Origin of the sequence: Culturomica massiliensis, assembly GCF_900091655.1 — a bacterium.
Classification (GTDB): domain Bacteria; phylum Bacteroidota; class Bacteroidia; order Bacteroidales; family Marinifilaceae; genus Culturomica; species Culturomica massiliensis.
In genome coordinates, this window is the sequence record NZ_LT594621.1 from 1218732 (window position 1) to 1232131 (window position 13400).

The following is a 13400-nucleotide window of genomic DNA, read 5'->3' on the forward strand; positions in this document are numbered from 1 at the left end:
ATATAAAAAAAGGGGTGTTTTCGTTGACACCCCTTTTTTTATTGTTTAGTTGCAGGTATTAGCATTTTTCGGCCAATTCAGCACCAGCTTTAAACTTAACCACTTTCTTAGCAGGAATAGTGATTGCTTTACCAGTTTGTGGATTTCTACCACTTCTAGCGCTTCTTTCTGATACAGAGAATGATCCGAATCCGATCAAAGCTACTTTATCACCACTTTTCAGTGCATCACCAACTGTTTCTACGAAAGCTTCTAAAGCTTTTTTTGAATCTGCTTTTGTTAAACCTGCTTTTTCAGCAATAGCATCGATTAATTGTGCTTTATTCATACTATTAATTTTTAGGGTTAGAATTTTTATAACCTTTTTCTCTACAGACAAATGTATGTATTTTATTGAGGATGTCAAAGTTTTCAAAAAAAAAAACGACTTTTTTTTTACTTTTTACTAAAAATATGTCGTCAAAAGACTTTCGGCGCATTTCTCCCCGTCCATCGCAGCAGAAACAATGCCTCCGGCATAACCGGCCCCCTCTCCGCAAGGATACAAACCTTCAATTTCAACGTGCCTGAATGTCTCTTTTTCCCGGAGAATTTTTAAAGGAGCCGACGTCCGGGTTTCGACCCCCAGCAAAACAGCCTGATCCGTCACATATCCCTTCGCCTTCTGTCCGAAAAAAATAAGGCCGGTCCGCAGACGCTCCGTTAAAAGCGCAGGAAACCATTCATGCAACAACGAAGACGTCACACCCGGCTTATAAGATACCCGGGGAATCGTTTGGCTGTAATTACCCGACAGAAAATCCGTCAACAATTGGGCAGGAGCATACAGGTTACGCCCTCCCTGTTCCCAGGCCGTTTTTTCCAGTTGCTCCTGAAACTCCATTCCGGCAAAAAGTCCCCGGTACTGCATCTGTGCAAGCTCCGTCTCCCCTACTGAGGTAACAATTGCCGAGTTAGCCCAAGGCGTATTACGCCCTGAAGCCGACATACCGTTCACAACCTGTTGTCCGGGCCCCGTGGCTGCAGGCACCACCACCCCGCCCGGACACATACAGAAAGAATAAACGCCACGCCCCTGTATATTCGTTACAAAATTATATTCTGCAGCAGGCAACCACTTCCCCCTTCCGTCTTTCGTATGATATTGGATACAATCGATCAGGTTCTGCTGATGCTCCAGACGCAATCCGACGGCAAAATCCTTTGGTTCCATATACACCCGATGCCTGTGCAGTAAACGATAAACATCCCGGGCAGAATGTCCGGTTGCCAATACAACTCCCTTAGCATAAATTTCCTCTCCGCCGGCAACGACCCCCTCTATCCGCTTCTCCCGGATCATAAAATCGGTAACCCGGCTATTGAATCTGACCTCTCCGCCGAATCTTTCAATAGTCTTGCGAATATTGACAATGACAGCAGGTAATTTATCCGTACCGATATGAGGATGGGCATCTATCAGAATATTTTCGTCTGCACCGTGATATACCAAAATTTCCAAAGCTCTTCGCACATCTCCCCGTTTCTTAGAACGGGTATATAATTTTCCGTCAGAAAACGTACCGGCACCTCCCTCTCCGAATCCGAAATTAGAATCCGGATTGACCTCTCCCGTCTTATACAGATGCGCCAAATCTTTTTTCCTCCCGTCCACCGATTTTCCTCTCTCCAACACCAACGGCCGAATTCCCCCTTCGATAAGTCGCAATGCGGCAAACAGCCCGGCAGGTCCGGCACCGATAACCACGGCAACGGGAGCCTTTGAGACATCGCGGTAAGCCGGCCGAAAAACAGTCTCCCGTTCCTCGATCCAGTCAATGTGCACTCCGATCAACAGATTCATCATCACCTGCCGTTGACGGGCATCCACCGCCCGACGGATAATATCAATATGTTTGATCCGTTCTGTCCCTATTCCTAACCTGACAGCAACCTGACGGTCTATAGCCGTCGTATCCGCAAGTTCCTCCGGACGAATTCTGATCTCAATTTCTTTATACATATAATATACGGATAACTTATTCCGAAAGTCATTTTCTCCCTAAATCTTTCTACTCGAAATTAAAGCAAAGAGTAAACATACGGGCCTGTAGCTTTTTCAATGCAGCAGTATAGCCTTCGTATCCCGGATTTTTCGAATCGTATTCCCGGACCAATGTATTGGTTAATCCCAAAGAAAAACGTAATTCGACACCCAATTTAAAATAAGGTAAATAAAAATCGCATCCCAATCCGGCTTCCAGAAATACGTCTATAGGTTTGGTCCTGAAATATACGCCCTTATCCAGATCCAGCCGGTCATGTTTCTGAAAATCATATTTCAAACTGGTACCCGCAGTCAGATAAGGACGGAAATTATTCAATCTCACAGCCTTATATTTCAACATAAAAGGCAGTGTAATATATACCGACTCGTTGTAGGCAGCAACTTTACCATCTTTCTCTCCGTATTCATCCAGTTCTTCAGGCACATTCGTATAAATCATGCGGCGTGTTCCGAATTCCAAACCCGGTAAAAAGCGGAATCCCAGATCATCGGTAATCCGCAACTCGGAGATAATACCGACTAAAAAACCGACATCCATCTTCCCGGTTTCAGCACGATATGCATTGGCTCCGGACATAAATACCCGGTAATCCATATAGTTTACCCCCAGGGTAAAACCGAAGTGCAACCAGGTACGGTCACCGCGCTGATAATTCAGGATACTTGTATTCCGTAATATTTTCTGAGCATTGGCAGCAGATACCAACATCATTAAAAGCAATATAAATCCGAGTCGTTTTACCATTCTGTATATATTCCGGAACTAAAAGCACCTGATAACATCAGCGAAAATATACAATTTTAAGCGAATGACCATTTTTTCTCTTATAATTTTGAATTTTAACATCCCAAAATGACGTAAAACCTATAACTTCGTAACCGTATAACAGAAAAACACCCAAAATGAAAAAAATAGCACTAATTACAGGAGCGACCTCCGGTATCGGCAGGGCAACAGCTTTACGGGCAGCAGAAATCGGTTATGATCTCATCATTACCGGTCGTCGTCAGGAACTTTTAAACGAACTGGCCACCGAAATCCGCCGGCAAGGGCGGGAAGTTTTACCCTTGTGCTTCGACATCCGGAAGGCAGAAGAAGTAAAGAAAGCCGTTACAGACCTGGAAGAGAAATGGCAAAACATAGCCGTTCTGGTCAACAATGCAGGATTAGCCGTAGGTACCAGTCCTATACAGGAAGGTATCATCGATGACTGGGAAAGAATGATTGACACAAACGTAAAAGGACTTCTTTATATCACCCGGGAAATCGCACCTCTGATGATCCGGAACAATAACGGACACATCGTAAACATTGCCTCAATTGCCGGCAAGGAAGTGTATCCCGGAGGTAATGTATATTGTGCCACCAAACATGCCGTAGATGCTCTTTCCAAAGCCATGCGTACAGATATGCTCAAACACAATATTAAAGTGACGAATATAGCCCCGGGAATGGTTGAAACGGAATTTTCAATTGTCAGATACAAAGGAGACACGGAAGCAGCCAAGAACGTATATAAAGGCATGACACCGCTCACAAACGAAGATATTGCAGATACGATCATTTTCGCAATCACACGTCCTGCGCACGTTTGCCTCAATGATATCGTCATTATGCCGACAGCACAAGCAAATTCCCGTGACGTATGCCGGAAATAAATCCGATCGTTCTTTTGCTGTAAAACAGCAAAAGAACGATTATTCGAACTCCAGACCGAACATCCTTTTCATTTCGGCAACAACCGGATTTTCCTTTATAAAATATTCCAGTTTATCCTGAGAAGTAATCAGCCGGCGTTCTTCCTTACCTTTCGTATCGTCAAAAAAGCGTAATTCCAGCGACAAATGCCCGTTATTCAGATGTTTCATCAACGCATTCTGAATACTGCTTTTAATAGCCTCAACCTTCTCGTATTGCAACTTATTGTCGACTTCCAACACAACATCTTCTCCCTGTACCAAAGGTGTATGTGTTTTCAAAGCAATAGCTACTGTCGTTTCAAGTGCATGCGACCGGATATAAGCATCCAAAGCCGCAACGACCTTTTCACTGCCGAAAGCCTCCCGCGCTTCGACCTGCACGATCTGTTCCCCGACAGACTTCGGTTTCGAAACGTCATAGCTTTGGGCTGTCTCGGCGAAAGCTTTCTTTAATTTAAATGAAGCCGGGGGCTTTATCTTTTCTTCTTCCCGGCGAACTGAAGTTGTAACAGGAGGGATATTCGTAACGGGAACAGATGCGGCTGCAGCAGATTCCCCGAATTTACCGGTAAATCCATCAATTTTTAAAAGTACCCCTGATTCAGAGGCTTTCAGATTTTTTTTTTTAATTCATTGATCTGACACAAACGGATAAAAGCCACTTCTACGCAAAGCCGCTTTTCCATCCTCACCTTATATTGCATCTCACATTGCTCCACAACCTTCAGGGCCTCGTATAGGAAATCCACGTCACATTCGGCAGCCTGCCTGATATAGCGCTCACGGATACTTGCACTGACTTCCAACAATTGAACCGTAATCTGATCTTTAGCCACCAATACATCCCTGAAATGCTTACCCAGCCCACTCACCAGATGGCCGGCATCAAAACCTTTCTCCAGAATTTCATTAAAAAGCAACAGCGCTTCGGACACCTTCCCGGCATAAAACAAATCCGTCAACTTGAAATAATAATCGTAATCAAGAACGTTCAGGTTGGCAATAACCTTTTCATAAGTCAGCTCATTTCCACAAAAACTAACAACCTGATCGAAAATAGAAAGAGCATCCCGCATAGCTCCATCAGCCTTCTGAGCAATAATATCCAACGCCTCATCCTCTGCCTTTACTCCTTCTTTAGAAGCAATATATTTCAAATGCCCGACCGTATCTCCGACTTTCATCCGGTTAAAATCATAAATCTGACAACGAGACAAAATAGTCGGTAATATCTTATGTTTTTCCGTAGTTGCCAGAATGAAAATGGCATGGGCAGGCGGCTCCTCCAAAGTTTTCAAAAATGCATTGAATGCCGAAGTACTCAACATATGCACTTCATCGATAATATAAACACTGTATTTCCCGATCTGGGGTAAAATACGTACCTGCTCCACCAGTCCCCGGATATCGTCAACACTATTGTTGGAAGCCGCATCCAGTTCATGAATATTCAACGATCTCCCCGAATTGAAAGCTTTACACGACTCACATTCGTTACAAGGCTCCGCATTCGGCTGCAGATTCATGCAATTTATAGTTTTGGCAAAAATACGGGCACATGTCGTTTTCCCAACTCCCCGGGGACCGCAAAACAGATATGCCTGAGCCAATTGGTGGTTCATAATGGCATTCCGCAGCGTAGAGGTAATTGAAAGCTGACCAACCACCGTATCGAAACTGGCAGGCCGGTATTTTCTTGCTGAAACTATAAAATTATCCATAAATCACTACTGAAAGCAACAAAGATTCTGCCGTAAAGTTAATAAGCTTTGACAGGTTTAGCAAGCCTCTGGTGCTTTTTAAATATTAAAAATCAATGACGCTCTGACAATCAAAGTCTTCCGACTATTATATTTTTTCCACATCGCTTTTTGCGACCCACCCCTCATTTCCGTCCTCCAAACGGATATTTACCCAATCTCCCAGAGATTCAATCACTTTTACCTTCAAACCTTCATGAATGACAAATAAACTCGTTCCGCTTGCATCAGGAGCTCCCTTTACGGTCACACTCGGCGTTACTACGATAGCGTTATCCCGCTCCACAATCCGGTTATTTTGCTTCACACTGAAAACAATCGTCATTACCGTAAAAAATAACAGTACGAATCCCAACGTAAAACCGGTTTTTTTCATCCATACCGAAGAAGAATAGAAAAACAGGGCGACCATTCCCAAAAACAACACAAACAATACGACTGAAATATACGCCCATTGATCGGCAGAAAACCAGGAAATCAAACCCTTATACCACCTGATAAAAAAAATCTCCGGCAACACCTCAATCTTGTCTACCACTTGATTTTGAGCCATTTTCAGATTATATTGAGCATCCTTATTAGCCGGGTCTAATAACAAGGCCCGCTCATAATTCAATATGGCTTGCGTATTCTCGCCCAACTTATAATAACAATTGCCGAGATTATAATACAACGCAAAAGATTCCTGTCCGTCAGCCAATATCTTCTTGTAAGTATCGGCTGCCTCCAGGTATTTCCCGGCCTTATATTCGTCCTCTGCCTGCTGGTTCAGGCTCTCACCGGCAGCAAAGCTACATAACGATAACACAACGAACGATAACAACAATACTATTTTTCTCATGGTCTTTTATCTTAAGTCACCCGACTCATTTATCATTTTCGTAATTCCTATAAACATAAAGAACCATCTCCGGATCAGATCGTCAATTTTTATAACAGACCGATCTGATTTCATCCGTAAATTACTTTATGGCCTTATCCAATTTCGTAATAACCGTAATTCCATCCGTATACACTTTATCCATTTCCTGGTCGGGATTACCGGCAGGGGCATAACGGGCAAACTCACAGGTATCGAGAACACTTATAAACTCTTGTATCAGAACGTTATCGACAGATTTCCGTTGCAAAATCTCATTGATATTATCCCGGTTCAATTCGGCCTTATCGATATTCAGTTTATAGCTGACATATCCCCACATGGCTTTCAATACTTCGTCGTAAAATAACTCCGTATTATGAACTTTCATTGCCCGGTCTGCCGCTTTCATCCGTTTTTTAGCCATCTTGTTGGCTGCTTTATTCTTCACCCTCACCAAATCAGCATTGGCTTTAATTCTTCTCCGGTTAAGAATTGCTCCGATAACAAACAATACGAACGGTATGATAAGGGCCAACCAATAAGAAGTCGTCCCGAAAAAGCGACTGCCTACGGGATGTAATTTCAAATCTCCCGTACGAATATAGCGAATATCTTTACCAAGCTGACGGACATCCTCCTTCTTAAAGGATTGTACCGCACTGATACCGCTTTCCCGGCTGTTTTCATTTCCCTTCAACACGTGTATTTTATACTCATTCCCCAATATTGTCCGGTAACGATAGGTATTCGGATCAAAAAAAGAAAAACTGGGAGCAGGAATCGTATAATCACCGGCATAACGGGGTATCAGCAGATACTCAAAAGTAACGGTACCCGTCATTCCGTTTTCTCCGGTATTGATATCTTTGTTTACTTTCGGCTCATAACTTTCAAAATCAGGCGGGAAATTCATCTTCGGGGCTTCCAGCAACTTCAAATTTCCGGTTCCCTGAAATACGATCTTATAAGTAATCGCATCATTAGCCTTTAACGTATCCGTCGAAACGGAAGTACGCATGGAAATATTCCCGACAGTGCCACTGAAGCCGAGAGGCCGGTTTTCCACCGGCAATTCTTTTACATGTATCTTTACCGGCTTACTCAATCGCATAGCCCGTACATCCCGGTAATTTCCGAAAAAATCGTCAAAAAAACTGCGGGAATTCGCCAATTGTTGACGGACAATACATTCCAACTCAAAAGGCTCTATCGTCAATTCTCCCGTATGTTGCGGAAACAACAAAACCTTGCGGATGATCCCTACATTGTATATTTTTCCGTCATAATTCTCCCGCACCAACTCAATCTGTTGGGGTGTCGGTATTTCCTCCGCCAAAAAGCCATCAAAAGAAGGAAATTTACTGCGCCCGAAACGCACCAGATCCACCTTCGAATATACTTTTATCGTTGCCACCACACTCTCCCCGATATAGATATTCCGCCGACTGACATCCACCTTCACAAATAAGTTATCTTCATTAATTGCAGCCGTTGCATCAGGTTGTGCCGCCCGGTTTTTGTTCTGCTGCTCATTCTGGGCAGCCTTGTTCCCACTCCCTTTGATCACCTGAATAGACAATGTATTGGAACGGTATTGTTTGCCGTCTATGGTTATCGTTGCTCCAGGAATCTGATAAGTACCTTCTTTTGTCGCTTCTAAAACGTAAGTATAGGTATAAGCGACATTCTGCGTTACCTTTCCGTTTATACTTGTAAAGGAGGAAGAGGAACCCATACTCGGCCCCATCAACCGGTCAAACCCTTCCAATGCCGGCACCTGCAGACTTGTTCCTTTTCGGTTAACCGAATAGGATAACCGGAATTGTTCCCCGATTTCAACGACGGAAGGTGCTGAAGCTTCAAACTCAACCCCTTGCCCAAACACGTTCAAACAACTGAAAAACAATAATATAAACCCTAATACTTTCATTTGTATATTTTTTAAGCCTTTAGACTTATATTTTATCAGTCCGCAAAATTACCAATCTTTTTCGATTTTCATTTTTTTAGCCTTCTGTTGTTGTACTTTTTCTTTCTGCACCTTTTCCTGCACTTTCTTTTCATCATTCTGCAAGGCCTCTAACAACCGCTGCGCATCCTCCTTTGAAATCTTGTTCGGCTGCTGCTGTTGCTCCTTATTCCGGTCCTTGTTCTGATCTTTATTTTGGTCCTGCTGGTTTTTATTCTGATCCTGCTGGTCTTTGTCGTTCTTATCTTTGTTCTGATCCTGGTTTTGTTTATCCTGATCCTTCTGATCTTTATTCTGATCTTGTTGATCCTTGTTCTGATCCTGATTCTGGTCTTTATTTTGATCCTTCTGATCTTTGTTATCCTTATTCTGATCTTTATTTTGGTCCTGCTGGTTTTGTTGTTTCTTATGACGGGCAAACTCCAAATTGTATTTCGTTTCTTCAGAACCCGGACGATTTCTCAAGGATTCCTTATACGCCTCTATACTTTCGTCAGTCTTTTCCATCGACAGCAAAGTATTACCGATATTATGATATAATTCTCCGAGTTTTTCCGGATTTGTTTCCTGCTTTGCCAGATTAACAAACTGCTGCAAAGCCTCATCGTACTTTTTCTGTTTATAAAGGGCATCTCCCAGATTAAAAGCCGCTTCATACGATTCGGCCTCCTTATCCAATGCTTTTCGATACTCTACTTCCGCTTTTTCAAAATCCTGCTTATTATACAGTTCATTCCCTCCCCGTACAAATTTCCGCTCCTTTTGGGCTGTTGCTGTAAAAGCCATCGAGATCAGAAACAATATCAACGCTATTTTCATATCATTCTCTAAATTGTAGATTTAAAATCAAGATAAAAAACTTTGACCGTAAATCAAAAATCATACTAAAAACGAACTCATCATCCACCCGCAGGTCCAAACAAAATTTACTCTGTTTTCTCCTTGCCGGTTTTAAATATATTGATCTTCATAAAATGCCTGTTCTTCCGGCCCAGAATCATAAACTCAATAAACACGAAAAATAAGCCTGCCAAAAAGAAATATTGGTATTTTTCAGCATAGTCACTGTATACCCTTTCTTCCAATAAAGCCTTTTCCATTTGGTTCACTTCATCCAACAAAGTATTCAGACCGACTTCCGTATTGGTAGCCCGGACATATAACCCTTCGCCTGCCTTTGCTATTTCCCGCAAAGTCTGTTCGTCCAGCTTCGATATAATTACATTCCCCTTCCCGTCTTTCATAAATTGTCCCGGATTCCCTTTTTGAGGAATAGGGGCTCCTTGTTCCAACCCCATACCTATAGTATGTACATATATACCTTTTTCGTGGGCAGCACGGGCAGCAGCAACCGCATCATCCTGATGGTTTTCTCCATCCGTAATCACGATAATCGCTTTAGAAGCCTCCGTTTCCGGAGTAAACGATTTAGCCGCCAAATCGATCGCAGCTCCGATCGCAGTACCTTGTACAGGCACAATATCCGTATTGATCCCCGATAAAAACAACCGTGCAGAAGAATAATCGGTCGTTATCGGCAACTGCACATAAGCATCTCCTGCAAACACAATTAACCCGACTTTATCATTTGATAATTTTTCGATCATTCTGGAAATGGCCAATTTTGCTTTTTCCAAACGACTCGGCTTGATGTCCTGTGCCATCATCGAATTGGATACATCCAGCGCAATCATCAGCTCTATCCCTTTTTTCTGCACCTGCTGTAACTTCGAACCGAACTGCGGTCCGGCAGCTCCTGTAATGACAAACAACAAGGCCAATAAAATCATGACAAATTTCCAGGTCCCCCGTTTAAAAGAAAGCAAGGGCATCAACGGAGCAAGTAATTCCGGATTACCGAATTCGGCAATGGCTTTTTTCTTCCGGGTCAACATCACGACATAAAAGACAATCAACAACGGAATAATGATCAACAGATATAACAGTTCCGGATGTGCAAATCTAAACATGACAACTAATTTTAAATTTCAAATCTCAGATTTCAGATTTTGGATTCCCTCTTCTTCCATTTCACAATTTACCATCTAAAATCTACAATTTACAATCATTTATTATGGAATTTTCCGTAACAACGTGTATCTCAATAGTGCTTCACCTACCAATAATAATACCCCGATAAGACCGAACCAGAAATATTGTTCCTGTTTTTTACTGAAATGCTTTACTTCCATCTTACTTTTTTCCAATTGGTCGATTTCCTTGTATATCTGTTCCAGCTTACTATTATCAGTGGCCCGGAAATACTGTCCTCCGGTCACGGTAGCAATTTGCCTCAACACATCTTCATCAATTTCTACCCGCATATTCTGTAATTGTACCCCGAAAGGAGACGGAACCGGATAAGGAGCTTCACCATATGTACCGACACCGATGGTATATACCCGTATACCGTAAGTTTTCGCCAACTCAGCTGCCGTCACCGGAGCAATAGCCCCCCGGTTGTTCACCCCGTCGGTCAGCAATATGACAACCTTCGATTTTGCAGGACTGTCTTTCAGGCGGTTTACGGCATTTGCCAATCCCAACCCGAGGGCAGTACCATCCTCAATCATCCCGCTCTGCACTTCACGCAGCAAATTAACCAGCACCGCCTGATCCGTCGTCAAAGGACATTGGGTAAAACTCTCTCCCGCAAACACCACCAAACCGATCCGGTCCTGAGGACGTTCGAGGATAAATTTTGTAGCCACCTCCTTAGCCGCTTCCAAACGGTCCGGGCTAAAGTCTCTCGCCAACATACTGGTCGAAATATCAAGCCCCAATACAATATCGATTCCCTCACTCGTATAGGTCTGCCAGCTATTACTGGACTGCGGACGCGCCAAAGCGGTAACCAGAAAGACAATAGCCAGAACTTTCAGAGCAAAAAGCACGTGCCTTAACCATACCCGTCCGGCATGCCGTATTCCGCGGAAAGCCCGTAAGGATGAAAATTGCAAATCGGCATGCGATTTCTTCTCCTTAAAAACATACCATAAAATCATCGGCAACAACAGTACCAATAAAAGAAAGTATTTCGGGTTGGCAAATTCAAATCCAAACATATTCGATAATTTTAAATCCGATATTTATTCAGCATCGGCCAGTTTCTCGGTCTCCTCCTCTTCTGCCTTCATCATTTGAGCTTCCAGCTTCTGCTGTTCCTGTTTTATCTTCTGATTCGTATGATTCACAAATTCATAAGCGATATCCAGATTATGGGCATTTTCATTCGGTAAAGGTGTCGCTTTGGCAAATTTTACAAAATCTGCCGTCTGCAACAAACCGGTCAGCTTCTCCCGCTCCTGAGCCTCTACTTTATCGTTATTTTCCAACGCCCGGAGTATCTCGAAAGAAGTCTGTTCCATCGCCGCGATTCCGAGTTCCCCATCGATATACTGACGTACGGTATCCGTCAATTTCGTATAATATTCTTTCACCCGTCCGGATTGCCACAATTTCTCGTCTTTTAAACGATCCAACGATTGTATAGCTACAACATAAGGCGGGATGACGACTTCCTCCCGCTGGAACAATGGCTTATGCTTACGGTAGCGTATAACAAGCCATACGACGACCGCTATAACGACCAATCCCAGTAATGTCCATAACACATACGGCAATATTTCCATAAACGACCAGGGGGCATCGTAAGGAGAAACGATATCGTAATTTCCCTTGCTCTCTTCGACCTGATACGTATTTACAACAAATCCTAACGGATCCGTCCGCAAAATGTTATTGTAATTGTCATTCTCAACGGTAATCGGCATCTGGGGAATCATGTATACACCCGTATCGAAAACAGTAATGACATATCTTTCCTCATACAGCCATTTTCCATCCTTGCCTTTCAGAGAATCCCGGACAGGTCCGGATATAATCTCAATACCGGCGCTCACGGTATCTTTCAGCTGCGGAAACAAAATACGCAATGGAACATCGCTCTTCACCTTAAACGACAAATGCTGCTGATCACCGATCATCATATAGGTCGTATCCAGTTCTGCCCCGTATTCAATATTCTGAGCGCATACAACTCCGGCACTCACCGAAAGAAATAAACCTAGGAGTATTTGTTTTAAAAACCTCATCATACATTTACCTGTTATGATTTATCGTCTGCAATAGATTCATCCGGTAATAGGACAAAACCGCAAACTTAAAATCAACGTTTTTTATGCTCTCTTCTTAAACAAAGCGATCAGAGCCCTTACATAATCCTCATCCGAACGGATATTGGCAACATCAACACCGGCCCGCTTAAATGAATTTTTCAGTTTCTGCTCCTGTTCGAAAGCATATTTTTTATAATAATCCCTCAAGCGTTTATCCGACGTATCCACCCACATCCGTTCCCCGGTCTCCGCATCCGTCAGATACATCAGGCCTACCGGCGGCAATTCGTCTTCCCGTCTATCGTACACCCGTAAAGCGACAACATCATGCTTACGGTTCGCAATCGAAAGAGCATGTTCGAAATCATGCTCATCAATAAAATCAGAAAGTACAAAGCAGGTACAACGCTTTTTCAGAGAATTGGTCAGATACTCCAGCGCAGCAGCTATATTCGTCTGCTTATCCTCCGGATAAAAATCAATCAGCTCTCGGATAATGTGCAAAATATGAGTCCGCCCTTTTTTAGGAGGTATAAATTTCTCGATCCGGTCGGAAAAGAATATCACCCCAATCTTATCATTGTTTTGTATGGCAGAAAAAGCAATCACAGCAGCAATTTCCGTAATCTGATTTTTCTTCAGCCTGGAAACCGTGCCGAAATTGCGGGATCCGCTCACATCGATCATCAACATAACGGTCAATTCCCGTTCCTCCTCATATACTTTAACATAAGGATGATTATGGCGTGCCGTCACATTCCAATCGATATTCCGGATATCGTCACCGTATTGATACTCCCGTACTTCGCTGAAAGTCATACCCCGGCCCTTAAAAGCTGAATGGTATTCTCCCGCAAAGATATTACTGGACAAGCCCCGGGTTTTTATCTCGATTTTCCTTACCCGTTTTAATAATTCAGATGTTTCCATAAAGTACAAAAAT

Annotated in this window: 12 protein-coding genes and 1 pseudogene; 1 reads left to right on the forward strand and 12 read right to left on the reverse strand. The window is 43.0% G+C overall.

All coding sequences use genetic code 11. From position 1 onward, the window contains the following. Positions 1 to 58: 58 nt before the first annotated feature. The 3 genes from BN8908_RS06330 to porT all read right to left on the reverse strand — a co-directional run bounded on the left by BN8908_RS06330 (position 59) and on the right by porT (position 2792). Positions 59 to 328, reverse strand: a complete 270-nt coding sequence (locus BN8908_RS06330; protein ID WP_068692148.1) for an HU family DNA-binding protein — start codon at positions 326 to 328, stop codon at positions 59 to 61. Positions 329 to 445: 117 nt separating this feature from the next. Then, complete coding sequence (locus tag BN8908_RS06335) at positions 446 to 2002, reverse strand: NAD(P)/FAD-dependent oxidoreductase (protein WP_068689740.1); 1557 nt, start codon at positions 2000 to 2002, stop codon at positions 446 to 448. Positions 2003 to 2051: 49 nt separating this feature from the next. Further along, the gene (porT, locus tag BN8908_RS06340) at positions 2052 to 2792 is read right to left on the reverse strand and encodes a type IX secretion/gliding motility protein PorT/SprT (RefSeq protein WP_068689742.1); all 741 of its coding nucleotides are present in this window, start codon (positions 2790 to 2792) and stop codon (positions 2052 to 2054) included. A gap of 158 nt (positions 2793 to 2950) precedes the next feature. Here porT and BN8908_RS06345 point away from each other — a divergent pair, with 158 nt between their 5' ends. Next, positions 2951 to 3706: an SDR family NAD(P)-dependent oxidoreductase gene (locus BN8908_RS06345; RefSeq protein ID WP_068689745.1), complete on the forward strand. Its 756-nt coding sequence runs from the start codon at positions 2951 to 2953 to the stop codon at positions 3704 to 3706. 39 nt (positions 3707 to 3745) lie between these two features. Here the strand turns inward: BN8908_RS06345 and BN8908_RS06350 are convergent, their stop codons facing one another. The 9 genes and pseudogenes from BN8908_RS06350 to BN8908_RS06390 all read right to left on the reverse strand — a co-directional run bounded on the left by BN8908_RS06350 (position 3746) and on the right by BN8908_RS06390 (position 13387). Continuing rightward, a complete protein-coding gene (locus BN8908_RS06350; protein ID WP_021988985.1) occupies positions 3746 to 4129 on the reverse strand; it encodes a hypothetical protein in 384 nt (127 codons plus the stop codon). A gap of 254 nt (positions 4130 to 4383) precedes the next feature. After that, a pseudogene (locus BN8908_RS06355) lies at positions 4384 to 5469 on the reverse strand (DNA polymerase III subunit gamma/tau); the annotation flags it as partial. Between the two features lie 127 nt (positions 5470 to 5596). Continuing rightward, entirely contained in the window at positions 5597 to 6349 is a 753-nt protein-coding gene (locus BN8908_RS06360) for a tetratricopeptide repeat protein (protein WP_068689747.1), read from the reverse strand. A 121-nt stretch (positions 6350 to 6470) separates the two neighbouring features. Beyond that, complete coding sequence (locus BN8908_RS06365; RefSeq protein ID WP_021988988.1) at positions 6471 to 8300, reverse strand: BatD family protein; 1830 nt, start codon at positions 8298 to 8300, stop codon at positions 6471 to 6473. A gap of 48 nt (positions 8301 to 8348) precedes the next feature. After that, positions 8349 to 9158 (reverse strand): tetratricopeptide repeat protein, encoded by an 810-nt coding sequence (locus BN8908_RS06370; RefSeq protein ID WP_068689748.1) that lies wholly within the window; start codon positions 9156 to 9158, stop codon positions 8349 to 8351. Positions 9159 to 9265: 107 nt separating this feature from the next. Beyond that, positions 9266 to 10309, reverse strand: coding sequence for a VWA domain-containing protein (locus BN8908_RS06375; protein ID WP_021988990.1), 1044 nt, complete (start codon positions 10307 to 10309; stop codon positions 9266 to 9268). Positions 10310 to 10411: 102 nt separating this feature from the next. Next, positions 10412 to 11404, reverse strand: coding sequence for a vWA domain-containing protein (locus tag BN8908_RS06380; protein WP_068689750.1), 993 nt, complete (start codon positions 11402 to 11404; stop codon positions 10412 to 10414). 24 nt (positions 11405 to 11428) lie between these two features. Further along, a complete protein-coding gene (locus BN8908_RS06385; protein WP_235837413.1) occupies positions 11429 to 12436 on the reverse strand; it encodes a hypothetical protein in 1008 nt (335 codons plus the stop codon). An 81-nt stretch (positions 12437 to 12517) separates the two neighbouring features. Then, complete coding sequence (locus tag BN8908_RS06390) at positions 12518 to 13387, reverse strand: DUF58 domain-containing protein (RefSeq protein WP_068689752.1); 870 nt, start codon at positions 13385 to 13387, stop codon at positions 12518 to 12520. Positions 13388 to 13400 lie beyond the last annotated feature (13 nt).

Coding starts and splice junctions, on each gene's coding strand:
- BN8908_RS06330 (WP_068692148.1), bottom strand. CDS start 328: ATGAATAAAGCACAATTAATCGATGCTATTGCTGAAAAAGCAGGTTTA.
- BN8908_RS06335 (WP_068689740.1), bottom strand. CDS start 2,002: ATGTATAAAGAAATTGAGATCAGAATTCGTCCGGAGGAACTTGCGGAT.
- porT (WP_068689742.1), bottom strand. CDS start 2,792: ATGGTAAAACGACTCGGATTTATATTGCTTTTAATGATGTTGGTATCT.
- BN8908_RS06345 (WP_068689745.1), top strand. CDS start 2,951: ATGAAAAAAATAGCACTAATTACAGGAGCGACCTCCGGTATCGGCAGG.
- BN8908_RS06360 (WP_068689747.1), bottom strand. CDS start 6,349: ATGAGAAAAATAGTATTGTTGTTATCGTTCGTTGTGTTATCGTTATGT.
- BN8908_RS06365 (WP_021988988.1), bottom strand. CDS start 8,300: ATGAAAGTATTAGGGTTTATATTATTGTTTTTCAGTTGTTTGAACGTG.
- BN8908_RS06370 (WP_068689748.1), bottom strand. CDS start 9,158: ATGAAAATAGCGTTGATATTGTTTCTGATCTCGATGGCTTTTACAGCA.
- BN8908_RS06375 (WP_021988990.1), bottom strand. CDS start 10,309: ATGTTTAGATTTGCACATCCGGAACTGTTATATCTGTTGATCATTATT.
- BN8908_RS06380 (WP_068689750.1), bottom strand. CDS start 11,404: ATGTTTGGATTTGAATTTGCCAACCCGAAATACTTTCTTTTATTGGTA.
- BN8908_RS06385 (WP_235837413.1), bottom strand. CDS start 12,436: ATGATGAGGTTTTTAAAACAAATACTCCTAGGTTTATTTCTTTCGGTG.
- BN8908_RS06390 (WP_068689752.1), bottom strand. CDS start 13,387: ATGGAAACATCTGAATTATTAAAACGGGTAAGGAAAATCGAGATAAAA.